The sequence below is a fragment of the Candidatus Photodesmus katoptron Akat1 genome (assembly GCF_000478685.1).
Taxonomy (GTDB): domain Bacteria; phylum Pseudomonadota; class Gammaproteobacteria; order Enterobacterales; family Vibrionaceae; genus Vibrio; species Vibrio anomalopis.
In genome coordinates, this window is sequence record NZ_AMSD01000001.1 from 525,428 (window position 1) to 546,762 (window position 21,335).

Sequence of the window (21,335 nt, forward strand, 5' to 3'; positions counted from 1 at the left end):
TTAATATCTCCCATGACGTGAATTAGTTGAACCGGACTGTGAGCTTGGTAATTCATTACGTTCTTGGGATTCTAACTCAATCTCATCATAAGCTGAAGATGATTTATTTTTTTGTCTATTTTCTATTTTAGAAGACTCTTCTCTAAGCAATTTATCAATTGGTAGATATAATAGATTACCGGTAGACTCAGAATCAATCAATACCTTAAAGGTATTTGAATAAACTTCTTCCATTGTATCTAAGTATAACCGATTACGTGTTATTTTAGGAGCTAAAATATACTCAGGCAATAATTTTTCAAATTGAGCTACTTGACCCAGAGCTTCATTAGTAACTCTTTCAGAATAGCCAAGAGCTTCTTTTTTTAAACGTTCAGCCCGACCAGTTGCTTTTGGTAAAATATCATTTCGATAAGCTTCTGCTTCACGCTCAAAGCGTTCTTCATCTTCTCTAGCAGCAATCGCATCATCAAATGCGTCTTTTACTTGTTCTGGTGGACGAGCTGACTGAAAATTTACATCAACAATAATTAATCCCATATCATAATTATCAACAATTTGATTGAGTGTTCTTTGAGTATTTTGACGAATTTGTTGGCGCCCGCTAGTTAAAATGTTGTCCATTAAAGAATCACCTATTACAGCACGTAATGCAGAATCCGTAGCTTGACGCAAGCTATCATCTGCATTAGTTACTTGGTACAAATATTTATATGGTTCTGAAACACGATATTGAATATCCATTCCGACAGTAACTACATTCTCATCTTTTGTAAGCATTAAACCAGAAGCCCTTAGCGAACGAATAGATTGGACGTTCACCGCTTTATATTCATCAATAAATCTAGGTCTCCAATTCAAACCCGGACCAACGATACGATTATATTTCCCTAAACGTAATACAACCCCACGTTCAGCTTCACCAATAGTATAGAACCCAGAAAAAAACCAAATAATTATAGAAATGACGATGATAATACTAAAGCTCCAGATATTTTTTCCACCTGAAGACGAGCCCTTACTTCCTTTTTTAGAAGAAAAACGCCCACTGAACTTTTTGGTAAGCTTATTAAACACTTCATCTAAATCCGGTGGCCCCTGTGATCGACCACCTCGATTTTTAGTACCCCAAGGGTCATTATTGCGACCATTGCTTCCATTGTTAGGTTCATGCCATGCCATTTAAAAAAACTCCATAAATTTAAAAACGATTTTACACTTCAAAAATAAAAAGCGGATATCAGATTATATGTAATTTGGCTTTAATTTTGATTAACGAATAAAATTCTCCATATATGCTATGAAAAAAAACCATCTAAATTCATCTTATATTATCGTATATGATACACAATCTATGCTAAGTTTATATGAATTTAATATTCAAAGATTGAATCTACTAAATTGTAACAGGATTAACTAAAATTTTTATTAAAAAATATATATAGGTGTAATAACTAAAATTAGTTTCCTCCTCTATAAAAGAAGAACTAGATTAAGTGGGATATTTGCTTTTATTATGGTTTACTAAACGAAAAGGAACAACCATTGTAATTGAGTGCTTATATACTATTTGATTAACAGCATTTTTCAAAAAAATTACAAATTGGTCAAAAGAATCCATTTTTCCCCCTGAGTGTTTAATTTATTCCAGTTATGACATATACTAGTTTAACTTTTAAATCATACTAAACCTCTGGTAAGCATAACTTAACTGATTGACTTAAAACAAGCATTATAAAAAATATCGACAGTTTTCTAATATAAAAACACCAAAGGTAAGTCAAGTGATATAAAGAAAAAATGTTACTGAGATGCAAGCTATTTTTTTTCAGTGTTAACTTTATTCAATATAGTTTCTACTGCTTGTTCCATATTTTCACTATTTAACCAAGTTAAATCGCACCAACTTCTCAACCATGTCATCTGCCGCTTAGCCAAGCGGCGAGTTGCACAAATTCCACGAAAAATCGCTTCATCCAAACTTAAATTTCCATTTAAATAATCCCAAATTTGTCGATAACCTACGCAACGGATAGAAGGAAGGTCTAAATGAAGGTCATTTCGACTATGAAGTGCCTTCACTTCATTTTCAAAACCATTTTTTATCATATTATGAAATCTTACTTCAATTCGATGATGCAAGTTATCTTTTTCATTTGGAGCTAGTGCAAATTGTTTTACATGAAAAGGGAAATTTCTATATTTATATCTAGAATATTCCGTCAAAGTTTTACCAGAAATTCGATAAATCTCCAATGCTCTAGATAATCTTTGCAAGTCATTACAGTGGATTCGGTTTGCTGAAATTGGATCAATCTTTTTTAATTGTTTATGTAAAGAAGCACAACCTAAATTCAATGCCTCTTGTTTAATTTGAGAACGAATTTTGAGATCTGAAGCAGGCGTAAATGATAAACCTTTAATCAAAGACCTGTAGTAGAACATAGTTCCACCAACAAGTAAAGGAACTTTACCATTTTTAATGGTCTGATGTATAGCATACATAGCATCGTAATAAAAATCAGCAACAGAATACCTTTCATTTGGATCACGAATATCTATCAATTTATGCGGTATTTTTTCTAAAGTTTCGGAACTTGGTTTAGCTGTACCAATATCCATACCTTTATAAATTAATCCTGAATCGACACTAATAATTTCTACTGGTATTTTTTTACTAATTTTAATGGAAAGGGTAGTTTTTCCTGATGCAGTAGGACCCATTAAAAATATTACTAAAGGTAATTTACCATTCATATCTTCTCTGAAGATCTTTAAGATTGTAGAACAGCTATACTTTTTGAAAAGTCAACTTTGGTAACAAATTTTTTATCGTGTAAAGGCAATTGACCACAGTAAATCTTCTCTAATTCAGTAATGATCTTCAAAGCTTCACATACGCTGTAATCAACTTTTACAGAAATAATATAATTGGTTATCCAATTTGCTAATGCTTTTCTATTTTCAATTATTAAAGATGGGTTAAAATTAGAAAAGGCAATATAAGATAATAAATCTGGAATCAATTTAGATAAATTTTTATTCATCAATATTCTAGGAACACCTAAAACTATTAAAGTAGAAAAATTCTTTACTCTAAATGATAAACCAAAAGATATAAGAAGTTCAGAGAAATCAGTGACGTAAGAGACCAACTCTTCAATCAATTCAATTAATAAAGGGATCAAAAGAGGTCGTGATATTAGTAAAATACTTTCTCTAATACCAAACTGGGCGCGTATTTTAAGCCACTCTGCTCTACCTAAAGAAATAAGAACGACTCCTTGTTTTGAATCCATAACTACATACCTATTTTGAATAACGGCAATTGCTTTCCCTAGGAACTCAATTGGCTTATTTTTTTCTGTAGGATTAATATTAAGTTGCTTTTCTATAATGCCATCTGACTTATCTACTATAAGATTTTTATTCTTTTCCTTTGACTGATGTTTATCAATTGATAAATAAGGTATATCTATATCATGACTTTTAACTAAGGCATTATTTATAGCTCGATATATAAAATCATGAACTAAACGAGCTTTATAGAAATGAATTTCATATTTAGCTGGATGAACATTAACATCGATTTGATTAGGATGAATTTCAATAAACAATACATAAGCTACAAATTGTTCTTCTTTTAAGAAATTTGCATAACTTTTCCTAATAGCATGATTAATAAATCTATCACGAACTACTCTTCCATTTACATAAAAATATTGCAAATCACCTTTTTTACGCGATCCATTTGGACTAGATATCCAACCATATAATTTTAAATCATAATGAATTAATTCAACCTTAATCATGTTACAAACAAATGCATTGCCACAAACCGCTGCAATACGTTTCCCTATTTCTAATTCATTTCTTGCTGGATAGTATTGTCTAATAATTTTATTATTATGACGCAAACTAAACTTGATATCAAAACGACTTAATGCAATACGTTTAATCAGTTCATCAATATGAATAAATTCTGTTCTATCAGTACATAAAAATCTACGCCGAGCAGGCATATTAAAAAAAAGGTTAATAACTTCAACAGATGTACCCAAAGGATGAGAAACAGGTTGCACCTTCATTTCCATTCCTTCACTATATATAGACCATGCTATATCCTGAATGACAGGACGAGAAGTCAATATTAAACGACTTACTGCACTAATACTTGCAAGAGCCTCACCACGGAAACCTAAAGTTGATAATAATGATAAATCATCTAATGTACGAATTTTAGAAGTAGCATGACGACTCAAGGCTAATGTTAATTCATTTTTTAAAATGCCTTTACCATTATCCCTTATACGAATAAGCTGAATTCCTCCCTTTTCAATCTCAATATCAATAACAGTTGCACCTGAATCCAAACTATTTTCTACTAACTCTTTAACCACTGAGGCAGGACGATCAACAATTTCACCTGCTGAAATTTGACTTATAAGTTGTTTTGATAGAATTTTTATTGTCATAGATTATTACTATTACTTGGAATCATTATAATCTGACCTATTAAAAGCTGATCAGACTGTAACTCATTTACTAACCGAAGTTGATTAATAGTTACACTATATTGTTGAGCAATTTTCCCTAAAAACTCTCCAGGCTGTACTTTATGTTTCCTTATATTTGGAAAATTAAAAAATAAGGAATTTTCTACTGGATTTTCTTTAAGATATTGAACAATTGCTCTTGCTAAACTTTCTGCTAATTTATTTTGATAGTCATTTTGAGATAAAAGTTTTTCTTCTATTGGATTTGAAAGAAAACCAATTTCAACTAATACTGAAGGAATATCAGGCGATTTTAATATTGCTAAGCTTGCATTTACTGGATGTTTTTGATGCAAATAGGAAAATTTTTTTATCTCCTTTAAGATTTTTGTAGCAAGCTTATAGCTTTCTTTCTGAGAATGGTTAAATTGTAAATCTAGAAGCGTTTTACTAACATCTTTATCAACATTCTTGTTGATCAAAACTTGACCAGTTCCGCCTAATAATTCTGAATGACTCTCATGATCTTCGATCCATCGAGAAATTTCAGTATCCGCTCTCTTATTATTTAAAATAAATACAGAGGCACCACGAGGATGTGGAGTATAAAAAGCATCAGCATGAATGGAGACTAATAAATTTGCTTTATTTTTTCGAGCAATTTCAGAACGTTTATTCAAATTAACAAAATAATCACCAGAACGAGTAAGGATTGCTTTAATTCCTGGCATGGTATTGATTTTTTCAGCTAATTTTTTAGAAACTTTTAGTGTAATGTGCTTTTCATATTTTCCAGTAGGACCAATAGAACCAGAATCTTCTCCGCCATGCCCAGCATCAATCGCAATTATAATATCATTAAATGATCGAGAAATACCTTGATTAAGATAAATTGTATTATTGGATTTAACTTTTTTTAATTGTTTTTTAGGATGAGACAAATTAATCACTAACCGGTGACCATATTGTCCTCCTGGAGTCGGAGATAATCTAAACAGATTAAGCTTACTTGCCTTATGCTTTAATTCAAATACTAAACGATAAGTAAATTTATTTGGTGGAGTACTTTTACGAATTTTTGTCAATATAGAATTGTTAATAACATTTTTAGGTAATGTAGTATTTAGTGTTGTTTTTTTAAAATCAACAACTAACCTTTCTGGTTTATTTAAAATAAAATAGCTATAATCAGCCTCATCTGTAAAGTCCATAACAACCCGAGTTTCATTAGGAGATGTCCAAACTCTTAAGTCTTCAAGTGTATTAGAAAATACTAAAGAGCTAGAAAAAAAGCATGAAATTTGAAAAAAAATAAAAAAAAACTGTACTTGTCTTGTATTCAATTTAACCCCGATTTTTTTAAGAGAGCATATCCATACTGACTATCCGCTGTGATAGAAGCACAACGTTGGTTGCCATGATAAGACAATAGAATATTAATATCTGCATTAGGTAAAAAATCCCCTCCTTTCTCGGGCCACTCAACTAAACAAATAGAATCAGGTAAAAAGTAATCTCGAATTCCAATAAATTCTAATTCTTCTGGAGAAAAAATAAGATAAAAATCAAAGTGGTACACTTTCCATTTTTCTAATGTATAAGATTCAACTAAGTTGTATGTTGGACTTTTTACATGACCTAGATATCCTAAAGTTTTTAAAAAACTACGACTGAGTGTCGTTTTACCAACACCTACCTCCCCACTTAAAAAAATAAGAGTTTGTTGACAACAAACCTGTGCGAGACGCGAACCTATTCTCATCGTTGCAGTTTTATCTACCAAAGTAATTTTCTTCATAAGAATTATGAATTGAAATCAATTCTATTTATAATAGGGCTTTAGGTTATAAATCTTTTATCATATATTCAATAACCTGAAGCAATTCATCATCAGAACAATCCATACATAAGCCTTTCTCTGGCATTGCATTTAATCCTTTAATTACATTATCTTGCATGATTTGTTTCCCTTGAGCAATTCGAGAAGCCCAATCATTAACATTACCAAATCTAGGAGCACCACTCACACCAGATGCATGACAAGCGATACAAAAAGTATTATATATCGAACTTGCATCACGAATCTTACTAACTACTTCTTTCTGTTCAGCTAATTTATTTTTAACTTCAATATAAACATTACCAACTGGTTTAATGCGATCTATTATAGATTCGTAGTCCTTGGCAGTGTTAGAAAGCAATAAAGCAGAAAACGCTAAAACAGAAAAAAAACACTACTTATCCACCGAAATATGCCCATAAATATTAGCTCATAACTTCATCTACTATTTCATTGATAAGAACTAACGTGAATCATTACACAATAAAATACATAATATGTGATATTCCATTACTGGAAATAATTAAAATTGCAAACTTAGTTAAATAAGTCCTGACATCTATCCAAGTTATAAGTAAGATATCGTTTATAATAGTACAGTCCTGCACCATAAAATAAATCTTTTCGCATTTCAATTATTCTTTAAAAAAACTTTAAAAAATACTAGACGGTACAATGTGATATAAGTATGATTTAGTTTACCTATCATGAAGTGCGCCCGTAGCTCAGATGGATAGAGCGTTGGCCTCCGGAGCCAAAAGCCGAAGGTTCGATCCCTTTCGGGCGTGCCATACACTCGATATCTTTCTGGTAAGCTAATTAAAAGTGTATGGGGTTTGGTGGCTATAGCTCAGTTGGTAGAGCTCTGGATTGTGATTCCAGTGGTCGCGAGTTCGAATCTCGTTAGCCACCCCAGAAATAAATTTATAGGACTACAACTATTTAATTAATTAACGTTTAATAAAAAAATATCTAAAGATTAATTATTCTATATTTCGGTGAATAGCGCAGTTTGGTAGCGCATCTGGTTTGGGACCAGAGGGTCGGGGGTTCAAATCCCTCTTCACCGACCATTTCAATAAAAAAATGAATAGACTTAAAAACGATTGTTATCTTCGTGCACTTTTAAAACAACCAATAGATTATACTCCAATATGGATAATGCGCCAAGCTGGCCGATACCTACCAGAATATCGTACTACTAGATCTATATCAGGAAGTTTTCTTTCACTATGTAAAAGCCCTGAGCTTTCATCGGAAATAACATTACAACCTTTACGCCGTTTCCCTCTTGATGCTGCGATTTTATTTTCAGATATTTTGACTATTCCAGACGCTATGGGGCTAGGTTTGTATTTCAAGTCAGGAGAAGGGCCTAAATTTTCTAATCCTATTTCCTGCATAGCAGACATAAAGAAAATAGGGGTGCCAGATCCTGAACATGAACTTCAATATGTAATGAATGCAATTCGTCAAACTTGTAAAGAACTCAAAAATGCACTTCCATTAATTGGATTCTCTGGCAGTCCTTGGACACTTGCAACCTATATGGTTGAAGGAGGAACTTCAAAAAAATTTACTAAAATCAAGAAAATGATGTATAGAGAACCAATAGCTACGCATTTGCTTCTTAATAAATTAGCAAATAGTATTATTGAATATTTAAATGCACAAATTAAAGCAGGTGTTCACTCGGTAATAATCTTCGATACCTGGGGAGGTATATTGACTACAAATGACTATGAATCCTTCTCGCTAGCATATATGAAAAAAATCATCAATAACCTAATTCATGAAAATAACGGTACACGAATTCCAATTACGCTATTTACAAAAAATTCAGGAATTTGGTTAGAAAAAATTGCTGAAACGGGCTGTGATTCTATTGCTTTAGATTGGACAATCCCGATTTCTGATGCAAAATATCGCGTAGGGAGAAAAGTAGCTTTACAAGGAAATATGGATCCTTCAATTTTGTATGCGAAACCTGAACGTATCCGAGAAGAAGTCGAAACAATTTTGAAAAACTTTGGTTATACCAATTCTGGGGGACATGTATTTAACTTAGGGCATGGAATTCATTCAGATGTAGAACCAGAAAGCGTAAGAATATTTATTGAAACAGTTCATAAAATATCACCAAAATATCATCGTTCAACATGATAGTTCAGAATTATAAAATAACATGTGGAAAAAATCGTGTTAGAATACGATAGAAAACTTTTTATTAAAGTTAACCACACATAAAAAAACATAAAAATATAAATCTACACTTATTAATCCTTATATAATTAAAAGGTTAAGTTCATTAAAATCAACATATTATCAACCTTTTTTAGAAAAAAAATGACAAATTTTTTTTCTAAATTAAAAACAAATTTTTTTTCTAAAAACTATACACTAACTTATCAACAAAAAAAGATTGTGGATAAGTAGGGACACATTAGGTAATGTATAATCTAATGTATTAAACTAATAATTAGCATAAAAAACAAATTCATTGGAAAGAAATTGATTCTTGACTAAATCAAATAAAATATACGAATTGATTAAAAACCTTGAATTTAACAAAAGACTGGTTGCGGGGGTTGGATTTGAACCAACGACCTTCGGGTTATGAGCCCGACGAGCTACCAAACTGCTCCACCCCGCGTTTGATTTGGGATATTATTTTTGCTTTTTCAATTCAAAAAGTCAGTTACATCAGATAATCTATCTTGGAGCGACACACGAGGTTCGAACTCGTGACCTCAACCTTGGCAAGGTTGCGCTCTACCAAACTGAGCTAGTGTCGCAAAACTTATTTTATTTTTCCCCATTCCTAGGATAGTGAATTATAAGAGTTTTTTTGTACGATGCAAGCATTTATTTTTTTAGAGTATTTTTTTCTCTCTTGTCTACTACAAATTAAAACTAAATACTAAAAATAGCTTTACGATAATATTTCAGCTCAGCAATTGACTCACGAATATCATCTAAAGCTAAATGATTACCTTGCTTGGAAAAATTATTTAAAACTTCTGGTTTCCAACGGATTATTAATTCCTTTAATGTACTAACATCAATAGATCGATAATGGAAATACTCTTCCAATTCAGGCATATATTTACATAAAAAACGCCGATCTTGTGCAATGCTATTACCGCAAATTGGGGATTTCCCTTTAGGAACCCATTTCTTGAGAAAGCTAAGCGTCTGAACAGTGGCATCTTGTTCAGATAATTTACTTTGACGGACACGCTCTATTAGTCCACTATCTGTATGGGTTTTTATACACCAATTATCCATCTTTCTTAGTTCATGTTCTTGTTGAGTAATAGATAAAACAGGACCTTCAGCTAAAATATTTAATCCACTATCAGTAACAACAGTCGCAATTTCAATAATTTTGTGAATTTCAAAATTTAAACCTGTCATTTCAAGATCAAGCCAAATTAAGTTCCGTTCGCTAAAGGACATAATATATCACCTGTTATATTTACTAATAATAAAAGAAGAGCACTACTGTTAGCTTAACGTTCCAAAAAAAATCATACTTAGATCTTTGTAATGACTAGTTGCTAAAAACAATAATTTTTGTTTAAGGAAAAAAACTGACTAAAAATTGACTAAAAACTGAAATTTGTTCATGTTAAATGAACAAACTGGAAACCGACATTCAAAGCTCGAATAGAACTTTCATTTTCATCATCACTCACTTTAGGAAATATTTAAATAAAAATTAAAGATGACGAAACATCAAAATTAATTGCTACTTAAGACTTGAACAACATAGCTATTCCTTTTCCTCCCCTACCTTTAACAGCTATAATGTTACCATTAAAACAATCTTAAATGTTACTTTATACTCTCTGAAATGTTACAAATCTCACTATCAAAGTTTTTGATTTTTTTAAAAAACACAATATGTCATATTCTTAATGTATAATTAACATTGTTTTACTTTTTGAATTAATACAAAGCCAATGACTGTAGTAGATTTCCTTATCTACTAAATACAAAATAATAGAAAATTTTTCAATTTCAAACTAATAAAAATAGAATGTACTCCTAATGTTAAAATTGCGTTATTATTTCTTATTTTCTAGCATATAAAATAGGAACAATTAAGGATTTTACATAATGAAAAAAATCATTAGAATTAGCTTACAATTTGAATTTCTGCAATATTTTTTAACACGTTTTGTAGGTATACTAGCATCAATAAAATGCAACTTTTTAACTAAACTTATGATACGCAGTTTCATAAAAAGATATAATATTGATATGAGTGAAGTTCTTTATCCTGATCTTAATCACTTTAAAACTTTTAATGATTTTTTTGTTCGTGAGTTGAAAAAAGATTCGCGCCCTATTGATGAAGATTCATCTGTTATTACTTATCCAGTAGATGCTTATGTAAGCCAGTTTGGTGTAATCGAAAACAATCAAATAATTCAATCAAAGGGACACCGCTTTTCAATAGTTGAACTACTTGGAGGTGATGATACTTTAGCTGAAGAATTTGCTTTAGGAAAATTTGCTACTTTTTACCTTTCCCCTTGTGACTACCATCGAGTGCATATGCCTTGTGATGCTGTGTTAAGAAAAATGATATATATTCCAGGTTGTTTGTTTTCAGTAACTTCAGAGATGACAAGAAAAATACCTAAGTTATTTGCTAGAAATGAACGTGTAGTTTGCATTTTTGATACTAAATTTGGTCCTATTGCACAAATTCTTGTTGGAGCTATTATTGTCGGTAGCATTAAAATTACTTGGGCAGGTACCATTACACCACCGCAAGGTAATACTATATATCAATGGAACTATTTAATAGAAGGTAAAGAAGAAATAAAGCTAAATAAAGGGCAAGAAATGGGGCAATTCAAATTAGGTTCTACAGTAATTAATTTATTTTCTAAAGGTCAAATTACTTTTGATAAAACAGTACAGCGTAATGCATCTATTTTGATGGGAAAAGCATATGCACATAACAATCCTGAGTAGAATATGGTCATTTGTTAGGCAAACTTTTCTTTCCTTTTTTATTTAAACTCACTATAGAATAGTCTAACTTAACTTGAGAATTAGATAATGCAACCTTACAAAAAAAAATAGAGAACTTTATATGAAAACAATTTCTAAAATATCAAAACTGTGTAATACAGCGTAGAAGATATTCGAATAAGGATTTAGCATGTCTAAAAAAAAAGCATTTATACCAGAATTATTATCACCAGCAGGTAGTCTTAAAAATATGCGTTATGCTTTTGCTTACGGGGCAGATGCAGTGTACGCTGGACAGCCACGTTATAGTCTTCGTGTAAGAAATAACACGTTTAACCTTGAAAATTTAGAAATTGGCATTTATGAAGCCCATGCACTAAAAAAAAAACTATATGTGGTATGTAATATACAATCACACAATGCAAAAATTAAAACCTTTATTCGAGATATAGAACCTATTATCCGAATGAATCCAGATGCCCTTATCATGTCTGATCCTGGTTTAATTATGATTACACTTGAACAATTTCCAGAAATACCAATTCATCTTTCAGTTCAAGCAAACGCAGTAAATTGGGCAACTGTTAAGTTTTGGGGAAAACATGGAATTAAACGAGTGATTCTTTCCAGAGAACTTTCTTTGGAAGAAATAGATGAAATCTACAGATTTTGCCAAGGAATAGAGCTAGAAGTTTTTGTTCATGGTGCTTTATGTATTGCTTACTCAGGACGTTGTCTATTGTCTTCTTATATCAATAAACGAGATGCTAATCAAGGAACTTGCACAAATGCGTGTCGATGGCTATATAACATACAGGAAGAACAAGAAGATATTTCTGAAAAAACTGCATTGTTATCAGAATCACATCGTCCAGAAGAAAAAATGATAATGCTTGAAGATCAACATGGTACATATATTTTGAATTCAAAAGATCTACGTGCTGTTCAACATGTAGACCGATTAATTAAAATAGGAATTCATGCACTAAAAATAGAAGGACGAAGTAAATCTTTTTACTATTGCGCACGTACTACCCAGGTGTACCGTAAAGCAATTGATGATTCTATAGCGGGTAGGCCATTTGATCAAAACTTAACATATACTTTAGAAAATCTTTCTAATCGTGGTTATACAGAAGGCTTTCTACGTCGTCATGCACATCAATCATATCAACAATATGATCATGGACAGTCTATATCAAACATTCAACAATTCGTAGGTGAATTTACTGGTAAATATCATGGAGAACTTGCTGAGGTAGAGGTAAAAAATAGATTTATGATTGGTGATACCCTCGAACTAATTACTCCAAAAAGCAATATCACCTTTACTTTAAAGACAATGCAAAATCAAAAATTTAAAACAATAAAAGATGCAAAAGGAAACGGATATTTTGTCTTTATCTCTATTCCAAACAATACGCAAATTGAGTATGCTTTATTAGCACGTAAATTCAAATAAATATTGAACTATTTAAATCTAAAAAAGATGAGTACATTAAATGGCCCTACTAATTACTAAAAAATGTGTTAACTGTGATATGTGTTACCTAGAATGCCCAAACCAAGCGATTTCTATGGATGATAAAATTTCACAGATTGACCCTACCCTATGTACTGAATGCAAAGGATTCTATAGTACTCCAAATTGTCAATCTGTTTGTCCTATTCCAAATTGTATTATCATAGACCCCAAATATATTGAAACTAAAAGAGAGCTTTTTAAAAAAATGAAGTGCTCAAGTTAATTGCAGTTTAACTCATTGTGAATTTCCCTGTGAATTTCCCTTACTCTTACTTAAAACAGCTTGTTATTTCTTAATTTTTAAAATCAAAAACTGGACATTTATCTAGATAAATGTATACCATCAATTTATTTGAATCAATAAAGAAAATTAAACAATATATATATGCAATGGATGATCAAATACCCAAGTATTCTTGCTAGTTCTATTGGAATAGCAATTTTTTTTGGAGTGATAGTTGGCTGGTTTGTAAAGCAAAAAATGCAGTTTAAGATTGAACTATTGGAAAAAAATTTTTCTAATAATGAACAGTTCTATTCATCTCAATTAGAACAAGCAGAGAAAAAACTTATTCAAACACAGCATGAATTAATTTCTGAACGTGATAAGTTTTCGTATGAATTAAAAAAAAATCATGGAAAATTAATGGCCATGAATGAAAAATTGAATCACTTTGAAATTTTTAAACAAGAATCTAAAAAATATGCTGACGAATTAAATCATACTAAAAAACAAAAACATCAATTAGAAGTAGAACTAAAAACACAAGAAATCCATTATAAACAACAAAATAAAGCTAATTTAGAAAAACTGCAATTTTTAGAAAAATCGGAAGAACGACTAAAACAACAATTTGAATATTTAGCTAATAAACTATTTGAGACAAAAACAGCTAAAATTGAGAAAAAAAATGAACAAAATTTGACAAGCATACTCTTACCTTTTAAAGAACAACTTATAGAGTTTAAAACACAGATTAATAATACCCTGAACCAAGAAGCGAAAGAACGACATACGTTAGTACATGAACTGAAAAACCTTCAACGTCTTAATGAAAAAATGGCTTGCGAAGCCGTGAATCTAACTCAAGCACTTAAAGGTGATAATAAGCAACAAGGAAACTGGGGAGAAGTAGTATTAGCTCGTGTATTAACTGAATCTGGTTTACGAGAAGGTCATGAATATAAAATTCAAGTCAATTTAAAAAATGAATTTGGAAAAACATATCAACCAGATGTAATTGTTTACCTGCCTAAAAATAGACAGGTAATTATCGATTCAAAAATGGCATTAACAGCATTTGAACGTTATTTTAATTCTTCCTCAGCTCAAGAAAAAAAGAATGCTTTAAAGGATCACCTATCAACATTACGAACACATATCAAAGGACTTTCATCAAAGGATTATCATAAACTCAAAGAAATTAAAAGCCTTGATTATGTATTAATGTTTATTCCAGTTGAACCGGCTTTTCAGATAGCAGTCCAGTCTGATCCAGGCTTACTCAAAAACGCTTTAGAACAAAATATCATTTTATCTAGTCCTACAACATTATTAGTAGCCTTAAGAACTATAGATAATTTATGGAAAAACGAAAGACAAAATCAAAATACCCAAATTATTGCTGAACGAGCTAGTAAATTATACGATAAAGTTAGGCTATTTATTGATGATATGGAAGATCTTGGTCGAATTTTAGATAAATCTCAACAAAATTATCAAGCTGCAATAAACAAATTAACTTGCGGAAAAGGGAATATAATTCGTCAAATAGAAAGTTTTAGAAAACTTGGAGTAAAAATCAAACGCCCTATTTCTATCCATTTATCTAAAATAGCACTTTCAGAAGATGAGAATTTTATGCAGAAATGAAAAACTTCATTCCTTTTATCGCTTACTATCTTTCTAATATAAAAATGAATTTATACAGGGAATATGACTTTGGAAAAAAAAGCAAAAACGGCTAGAGTAGAAAAGGTATTCAATTCAGTTGCCAAAAAATACGATATAATGAATGATCTAATGTCATTAGGAATTCATCGATTATGGAAACGTTTTGCTATTGATTGTAGTGGTGTTCGTTCTGGTCATAAATTTCTTGATTTAGGAGGTGGTACAGGGGATCTAACCAGACAATTATCGCCCATAGTTGGTGAAAAAGGTTATATTATTCTAGTAGACATCAATCAAACTATGATAAGTATTGGTCGCGATAAGTTACGTGATAAAGGTATTATAGATAATGTTTATTATATACAAGCCAATGCTGAAACGCTACCATTTCCAGATAATCATTTTGATTGTATAATTACTGGTTTTTGCTTACGTAATGTAACAAACAGAAATAAAGCCTTAAATTCTATGTATCGTGTGCTGAAACCAGGAGGACGACTAGTAGTACTAGAGTTTTCTAAACCAATTTTCAAGCTAATTTCTAAAGTTTACGATGCATATTCTTTCTATGTATTACCAAAAATAGGACAAATAGTAGTTAATGATTCAGAAAGTTATCGCTATCTAGCAGAATCAATCAAAATGTATCCTGATCAGAGCACATTTAAAAATATGATGGAATCAGCAGGTTTTGAAAAAAATAGTTTTTATAATCTTACATTTGGTATCGTTGCACTACATCGCGGTTATAAGTTTTAGGAAAAACAATGCTACTTGAAACTTTCATTACAACTGCAATAGAAACTTTATTAAATAAACTAATAAAAGATAATCCAAAATCAGCTTATCACTTATCTCCTTTAAAAGAACAAATAATTCAAATCCATTTAAAAGAATTAGATAAAACAATAACTTTTATATTTAATGAATACATTCATATCCTAGGTAATTATGAAGGTCATCCTCACTGCTACTTATCATTTTATCTCAGTGATTTATTCAAAATTTATAAGAATACTAACATTGCTGTACTCATAAAAGAAGATAAATTAACCTGTGAAGGAAATATTAAATTAGCTCAATGTTTTTCTCAAATCATAGCTGATTGTGAACCTGATATGGAGGAGTATTACTCTTACCTAACTGGTGATGTAATTGCTCATATGACAACTCAAAGTATTAAAAAACTTACATTATTTATCAAAAATATCACTAACAAACATAAAAAACATATTACTTATTTTTTAAATGAAGAGTGTAGTATTATTCCAAGTTCTTTAGAAATCGAATTTTTTTGTAATCAAGTAAAGAATATTAAAAAACAAATTTCATGCCTTGAAAAAAGCTTAAATAGCCTATCGGAGATTGCATGATTTTTGTTGAACTAAAACGTTTATATTTTATTATTAAAATTCTGATCCAATATGGTATTGAAGATTTATTACCAAAAAATAAATTACTAAACATATTATGTTTTTTACTCAAATCTTTTTTCTTAATAAAAAATAGAAAAGATAATAAATCTTTAGGGAAAAGATTATATCTTGCATTTCAAGAACTTGGTCCTATTTGGATTAAACTGGGTCAAATGATCTCTACCCGGCATGATCTTTTCCCTCAGGATATTATAAAAAATTTAACTATGTTACAAAATAAAGTAGCCCCGTTTGATGGTCAACTTGCTAAAATACAAATTGAACAAGCATTAGGTGGTTCTTTAGAAAATTGGTTTACAGACTTTAATACGATACCACTCGCTTCAGCTTCAATCGCTCAAGTTCATAGTGCCAAATTAAAAAAACAAATCGAGAAGTAGTATTAAAAACCATCCGTCCTGATATACAACTAACAATTAATACAGATTTTAAATTGATGTATCGCCTAGCATATATTATCCAAAAAATACAACCAAGCACTCGTCGTTTAAAACTGCTAGAAGTAATTAATGAATGCAAAAAGATACTATTAAATGAACTTGATTTACGTCGTGAAGCAGATAATACAATTCAATTACGTCGAAATTTTAAAAATAGCGATGAGCTATATGTACCAGAAATTATTACCGAATACAGCAATAAAACTGTAATGGTATCTGAACGTATTTATGGTATTCCTGTTTCTAATATTAAAGAACTTAAGAAACATGGAATCAATATGAAATTATTAGCTGAAAGAGGGGTAAATGTGTTTTTTACTCAAGTCTTTCGGGATAATTTTTTTCATGCTGATATGCATTCAGGAAATATATTCGTTCATATAGAGCATCCAGAAGATCCTACCTGGATAGGACTTGATTGTGGAATTATGGGTCGATTAAATAATGAAGATAAAAAATATCTTGCCGAAATTTTCTTAGCATTTTTTAATAACGATTACAGAAAAGTAGCAAAGTTACATATTGACTCTGGTTGGGTTCCATATGAAACTAATATTAATGAATTTGAACTAGCAATTCGAATTGTATGCGAGCCCATATTTGCGAAGCCATTTTGTGATATTTCATTTGCTCAAGTTTTGCTACATTTATTTAATACTGCAACCTTATTCAATATGCAGGTACAACCACAATTAATTTTATTACAAAAAACTTTACTGTATATCGAAGGATTAGGAAAACAATTATATCCTCAGCTTGATTTATGGAAAACTGCAAAACCATTTCTAGAAGAATGGGTAATGAATCAAATTAGTCCAAAAACATTAATTAATGAAATAAAAGAACGTGTACCATTTTGGGTTGAAAAATTACCGAAGCTACCAGAACTTCTTTTTTATAACTTAGAAAAAAGCAGAGAAATTAATCAAAATATAGATAAATTTTTCAAAGAAAAACACAAAGAAAAAATGGTAGGAAATTTATTCTTTAGTATTGGAAGTGTTTTCATTATATGCTCAGCAATACTAATAAATAACGAGCAAGAACCTAAATTATCTTTAATCATCTTCGGATTAGGTATTGCATTTTGGTTTTTAAGTTGGAGAATTTACCGATAATAAATAATAAAACAAATAACAGTTTAATTAAAATAAAGGAAGAAGGATACACATAAAATGGCTGGAATTAGCATTTGGCAATTACTTATTATTTTTTTAGTTATTACGTTACTATTCGGAACTAAGAGATTACATAGTATTGCTTCTAATTTAGGTAACACAATTAAGACTTTTAGAAATGCAATAAATGAAGAAAATACTAGTACTGAAACAAAAAGACAAAAACGTTCTAAAAAAACAAATAGAAAACAAAAAAATAAATACACACCTTCTTTTAAAAAAGAAACAAAAAAATAGGTTTAATAAATGTTTGATATCGGTTTTTGGGAACTAGGATTAATATCAATCATAAGTCTTCTTATACTTGGTCCTGAGCGCTTTCTCTATGCAATAAAACAAATTTATAAACTCTTTTCTGAATTAGAAAACACAGCGAGTTTAGCAAGTAGAAAACTTAAAATACAAAACATTCCAGATAAAAAAGATATTATTATTAAAAATAAACATCATTCTAATCAAAAAAAACCTTAATAGTATTTTAAGAGCTCATAAAGATTAGTCCGTTCTATTATGTTTAGCAAAGAAATTAGTTATGACTTTATTTAGCCATCTATCGGAATTAAGAAACCGGTTACTTCATGCTGCCATTTCTATTTTGGTAGTATTTTTAGGACTTGTATATTTTTCTAATGATATCTACGAATTTATTGCGGCACCATTAATAGAACGACTTGATAATGACACTACAATGATAGCAACGAATGTTACTTCTCCTTTACTAACACCACTGAAATTGACTTTAGTGCTATCAATATTTATATCGATAGTACCGATAATGTATCAAATCTGGGCATTTATTGCACCAAGTTTATATAGACATGAACGTAACTTAATAATACCAGTGGTATTATTAAGTACATTGTTATTCTACTGTGGAGTTGCATTTGCTTACTTTATTATATTTCCTATAATGTTCACTTTTTTTACTCAAATATCTATTGAAAATGTAAAATTTACAATAGATATTTCAAATTATCTTGATTTTGTTTTGGCTTTATTTCTAATTTTTGGAGTTGCATTTCAAATACCAGTGGCAATTACTATACTATGTTGGACTGACATTTTTAAACCAAAAAATCTACAAGAAAAACGTCCTTATATACTTGTTAGTTCTTTTGTTATTGGAATGCTACTAACGCCACCAGATATCATCTCACAAACTTTACTTGCAATCCCAATGTATTTACTCTTTGAAATTGGATTACTTTCTTCAAAATTTATAACAAAACGTTTAAAAAAGATTAGTTCATCATTTGTCTATTTAAATCTGAAATAAAGTTTTAGCATTATTGGTAGTAAGCATCTCAATTTCCAGAGATGCCATTTTTCTTATTTTTGCGATGTGGTTAACTATTAATTGCAAATGTGCAGGTTCATTACGCTTTCCACGATAGGGAACTGGAGATAAATAAGGGCAGTCAGTTTCTAAAATCAGATAATTTAAATCTAAATATGGAATTACTTTTTCCATTCCACTATTTTTAAATGTTGATATACCTCCTAAACCAATATGAAACCCTAAAAAATTTATTTCCATAGCTTCTTTAATATCTCCACAAAAGCAGTGAAATACACCAGTTAAAGAACCATCCTGTTCTTTACTAAGCAGTTTTAATATTTTTTTAATAGAATTACGAGCATGTATTACTACTGGAAGATTCATTTGCTTAGCCCAATTTAACTGTATAATAAACGCTTCTTCTTGCTCTAATTTATAGTAATTTTTTCGATAAAAATCCATTCCTATTTCACCTATAGCAATGAATTTATGTTGACTAAACCAGGAATAAATAGTTTCTAAAGTTTCTAGAAAATCGCTTTTTACATAACAAGGATGTAAACCAATCATAGAATAGCAAATACCTGGATAGGTCATTTCCGTCTTTAGCATAGGTTGAATAGAATCTATATTAATATTCGGTAATAATATTGTATTAATCCTTTTTCTTAAAGCACGTTGAATAACCTGATCACGATCATCATCAAAATCAACCATATATATATGAGCATGGGTATCAATCATTATTTATCTCAATTTGATTGTTAACTTGATAAAAAAGTTCTCGAAAAATATTATATATCAGTGTATAAATGATATCAGTTTCAAACTTTATTTATTACATTTTTCTTCCAAAATTACAACTAACTGAATATATAAAAATATTTTTTTAGTAATGAGGAGAGGTTAATGTCTATATCAATACAAGGACGATTTCCTAAACGACGCATGCGCCGTATAAGAAAACATGACTTTAGTCGTCGATTGATAGCTGAAAATCAATTATCTGTTAATGATCTTATTTATCCAATGTTCATATTAGAAGGAAAACAACGTCGTGAATCTATAAAATCAATGCCAAATATTGAACGTCTATCTATCGATTTAATGCTTAAAGAAGCCAGGTATTTAGCAGACTTAGGAATACCTGCTATTGCTCTATTTCCTGTAATACCAAAAGATAAAAAAAGTTGTTTTGCATCAGAAGCTTATAATCCAGAAGGTATAATTCCACAATCTATTTATTTCCTAAAAGAATTTATACCAGAAATAGGTGTTATAACTGATATCTCCCTTGATCCATTTACTACACATGGACAAGATGGAATTATTGATAGAAATAACTACGTTAAAAATGATGAAACAATAGAAATATTAATTAAACAGGCGCTTTCTTATGCAAAAGCTGGAGCAGATATAGTTGCTCCTTCTGATATGATGGATGGTCGTATTGGAAAAATTCGAGAAGCGCTAGAGTCAAAAGGATATATACATACTCAAATAATGTCGTACTCAGCTAAATATGCTTCCAATTACTATACTCCATTTCGAAATGCAATAGATTCTTCATTTAACTCAACGAAAAACAACAAAAAAAAATATCAAATGGATCTTGCCAATAGTGATGAAGCTATTCACGAGGTGACTATGGATATTAATGAGGGAGCTGATATGGTGATGATTAAACCAGGAATGCCATGTCTAGACATTATTCGAAGAGTTAAGCATGAATTAAAAGTACCAACCTTTACATATCAAGTATCAGGCGAATATGCTATTCACAAAGCAGCAATTCAAAAAGGTTGGTTAAAAGAACGTGAAATTATCTTAGAATCATTACTCTGTTTTAAACGTTCAGGAGCTGATGGCATCATGACTTACTTTGCTAAAGATGTAGCAAAATGGCTAGCTGAAGACAATGCTAAAATATTCAAACAGTTGAATAAGTATACATAGTTCACTTAGAATAATACTTTTTCTTCTGTACACTTGATTGTTAAAAAAAAATGATTATTATCAAGAGAACATTGAAACTTTATAAGTTTATGTTTATAAAATTTTTATTACTAATCAAACCGTACATTCAAAAGAAAAGATATTGCTTTCAGCGTAGTTTATGGTCTTTCATAGTAGGTAGTAGGCTTAGTTCTTTTAGAGATTATTGCTCAGCGACGTCTTAGTCTACAAGCAGCTGTATTAGTGCTTACTTTAATATTGGGAAAAGATTTTTCCACAAGTAAAAATCTTTTAAAATTCAT

The 21,335-nt window shown here is 30.3% G+C and carries 19 protein-coding genes, 5 tRNA genes and 2 pseudogenes; 15 read left to right on the plus strand and 11 right to left on the minus strand.

Features of this window, described 5'->3' with window-relative positions:
* The 7 genes and pseudogenes from hflK to O1U_RS02305 all read right to left on the minus strand — a co-directional run bounded on the left by hflK (position 1) and on the right by O1U_RS02305 (position 6,697).
* Positions 1-1,182, minus strand: a complete 1,182-nt coding sequence (gene hflK / locus O1U_RS02275) for an FtsH protease activity modulator HflK (protein ID WP_016503798.1) — start codon at positions 1,180-1,182, stop codon at positions 1-3.
* Between the two features lie 310 nt (positions 1,183-1,492).
* Positions 1,493-1,621 (minus strand): RNA chaperone Hfq, encoded by a 129-nt coding sequence (locus tag O1U_RS04770; RefSeq protein WP_081697379.1) that lies wholly within the window; start codon positions 1,619-1,621, stop codon positions 1,493-1,495.
* Between the two features lie 197 nt (positions 1,622-1,818).
* A complete protein-coding gene (gene miaA / locus O1U_RS02285; RefSeq protein WP_016503799.1) occupies positions 1,819-2,757 on the minus strand; it encodes a tRNA (adenosine(37)-N6)-dimethylallyltransferase MiaA in 939 nt (312 codons plus the stop codon).
* A gap of 17 nt (positions 2,758-2,774) precedes the next feature.
* Entirely contained in the window at positions 2,775-4,475 is a 1,701-nt protein-coding gene (gene mutL, locus O1U_RS02290; RefSeq protein WP_016503800.1) for a DNA mismatch repair endonuclease MutL, read from the minus strand.
* Between the two features lie 8 nt (positions 4,476-4,483).
* Positions 4,484-5,809 (minus strand): annotated as a pseudogene (locus O1U_RS02295) (N-acetylmuramoyl-L-alanine amidase); the annotation flags it as partial.
* 26 nt (positions 5,810-5,835) lie between these two features.
* Positions 5,836-6,294: a tRNA (adenosine(37)-N6)-threonylcarbamoyltransferase complex ATPase subunit type 1 TsaE gene (tsaE, locus tag O1U_RS02300; protein WP_016503802.1), complete on the minus strand. Its 459-nt coding sequence runs from the start codon at positions 6,292-6,294 to the stop codon at positions 5,836-5,838.
* A 46-nt stretch (positions 6,295-6,340) separates the two neighbouring features.
* Complete coding sequence (locus O1U_RS02305) at positions 6,341-6,697, minus strand: c-type cytochrome (RefSeq protein ID WP_016503803.1); 357 nt, start codon at positions 6,695-6,697, stop codon at positions 6,341-6,343.
* Between the two features lie 353 nt (positions 6,698-7,050).
* Here O1U_RS02305 and O1U_RS02310 point away from each other — a divergent pair.
* The 4 genes from O1U_RS02310 (at position 7,051) to hemE (ending at position 8,499) form a co-directional block, all read left to right on the plus strand.
* Positions 7,051-7,127: transfer RNA gene (locus O1U_RS02310), tRNA-Arg, on the plus strand.
* Between the two features lie 48 nt (positions 7,128-7,175).
* A tRNA-His gene (locus O1U_RS02315) sits at positions 7,176-7,251 on the plus strand.
* Positions 7,252-7,332: 81 nt separating this feature from the next.
* Positions 7,333-7,409: transfer RNA gene (locus O1U_RS02320), tRNA-Pro, on the plus strand.
* Between the two features lie 13 nt (positions 7,410-7,422).
* Positions 7,423-8,499 carry a uroporphyrinogen decarboxylase gene (gene hemE, locus O1U_RS02325; protein WP_016503804.1) on the plus strand — a complete coding sequence of 359 codons (1,077 nt, stop codon included), beginning with the start codon at positions 7,423-7,425 and terminating at the stop codon, positions 8,497-8,499.
* 413 nt (positions 8,500-8,912) lie between these two features.
* On the opposite strand, the gene O1U_RS02330 is transcribed toward hemE, so the two are convergent.
* The 3 genes from O1U_RS02330 to orn all read right to left on the minus strand — a co-directional run bounded on the left by O1U_RS02330 (position 8,913) and on the right by orn (position 9,795).
* Positions 8,913-8,989, minus strand: a tRNA-Met gene (locus O1U_RS02330).
* A 65-nt stretch (positions 8,990-9,054) separates the two neighbouring features.
* Positions 9,055-9,131 (minus strand) — tRNA-Gly (locus O1U_RS02335).
* Between the two features lie 118 nt (positions 9,132-9,249).
* On the minus strand, positions 9,250-9,795 hold the full coding sequence (orn, locus tag O1U_RS02340; protein WP_016503805.1) for an oligoribonuclease: 546 nt from the start codon (positions 9,793-9,795) through the stop codon (positions 9,250-9,252).
* Positions 9,796-10,458: 663 nt separating this feature from the next.
* On the opposite strand from orn, the gene asd reads away from it, so the two are divergent.
* From asd to tatC, 10 genes and pseudogenes are all read left to right on the plus strand, one after another.
* Positions 10,459-11,325: an archaetidylserine decarboxylase gene (asd, locus tag O1U_RS02345; RefSeq protein ID WP_016503806.1), complete on the plus strand. Its 867-nt coding sequence runs from the start codon at positions 10,459-10,461 to the stop codon at positions 11,323-11,325.
* Between the two features lie 190 nt (positions 11,326-11,515).
* Positions 11,516-12,787, plus strand: coding sequence for a peptidase U32 family protein (locus O1U_RS02350; protein ID WP_016503807.1), 1,272 nt, complete (start codon positions 11,516-11,518; stop codon positions 12,785-12,787).
* A 40-nt stretch (positions 12,788-12,827) separates the two neighbouring features.
* Complete coding sequence (locus O1U_RS04830; RefSeq protein ID WP_016503808.1) at positions 12,828-13,073, plus strand: YfhL family 4Fe-4S dicluster ferredoxin; 246 nt, start codon at positions 12,828-12,830, stop codon at positions 13,071-13,073.
* A gap of 162 nt (positions 13,074-13,235) precedes the next feature.
* Positions 13,236-14,723, plus strand: coding sequence for a DNA recombination protein RmuC (gene rmuC / locus O1U_RS02355; RefSeq protein WP_016503809.1), 1,488 nt, complete (start codon positions 13,236-13,238; stop codon positions 14,721-14,723).
* A 63-nt stretch (positions 14,724-14,786) separates the two neighbouring features.
* A complete protein-coding gene (gene ubiE, locus O1U_RS02360; protein ID WP_081697380.1) occupies positions 14,787-15,503 on the plus strand; it encodes a bifunctional demethylmenaquinone methyltransferase/2-methoxy-6-polyprenyl-1,4-benzoquinol methylase UbiE in 717 nt (238 codons plus the stop codon).
* Between the two features lie 8 nt (positions 15,504-15,511).
* A complete protein-coding gene (locus O1U_RS02365; protein WP_016503811.1) occupies positions 15,512-16,117 on the plus strand; it encodes a ubiquinone biosynthesis accessory factor UbiJ in 606 nt (201 codons plus the stop codon).
* Positions 16,114-17,738 (plus strand): annotated as a pseudogene (gene ubiB / locus O1U_RS02370) (ubiquinone biosynthesis regulatory protein kinase UbiB). Before O1U_RS02365 ends, ubiB begins: the two are co-directional and overlap by 4 nt.
* Before the next feature lie 57 nt (positions 17,739-17,795).
* A complete protein-coding gene (gene tatA, locus O1U_RS02375) occupies positions 17,796-18,035 on the plus strand; it encodes a twin-arginine translocase TatA/TatE family subunit (protein WP_016503813.1) in 240 nt (79 codons plus the stop codon).
* Positions 18,036-18,044: 9 nt separating this feature from the next.
* Entirely contained in the window at positions 18,045-18,269 is a 225-nt protein-coding gene (locus O1U_RS02380) for a twin-arginine translocase TatA/TatE family subunit (protein WP_016503814.1), read from the plus strand.
* A gap of 61 nt (positions 18,270-18,330) precedes the next feature.
* Complete coding sequence (tatC, locus tag O1U_RS02385) at positions 18,331-19,074, plus strand: twin-arginine translocase subunit TatC (RefSeq protein WP_016503815.1); 744 nt, start codon at positions 18,331-18,333, stop codon at positions 19,072-19,074.
* Here the strand turns inward: tatC and O1U_RS02390 are convergent.
* On the minus strand, positions 19,060-19,821 hold the full coding sequence (locus O1U_RS02390) for a TatD family hydrolase (protein ID WP_016503816.1): 762 nt from the start codon (positions 19,819-19,821) through the stop codon (positions 19,060-19,062). The two genes, tatC and O1U_RS02390, sit on opposite strands and share 15 nt — an antisense overlap.
* A 165-nt stretch (positions 19,822-19,986) precedes the next feature.
* Here O1U_RS02390 and hemB point away from each other — a divergent pair, with 165 nt between their 5' ends.
* Entirely contained in the window at positions 19,987-21,033 is a 1,047-nt protein-coding gene (gene hemB / locus O1U_RS02395) for a porphobilinogen synthase (RefSeq protein WP_016503817.1), read from the plus strand.
* Positions 21,034-21,335: the final 302 nt, after the last annotated feature.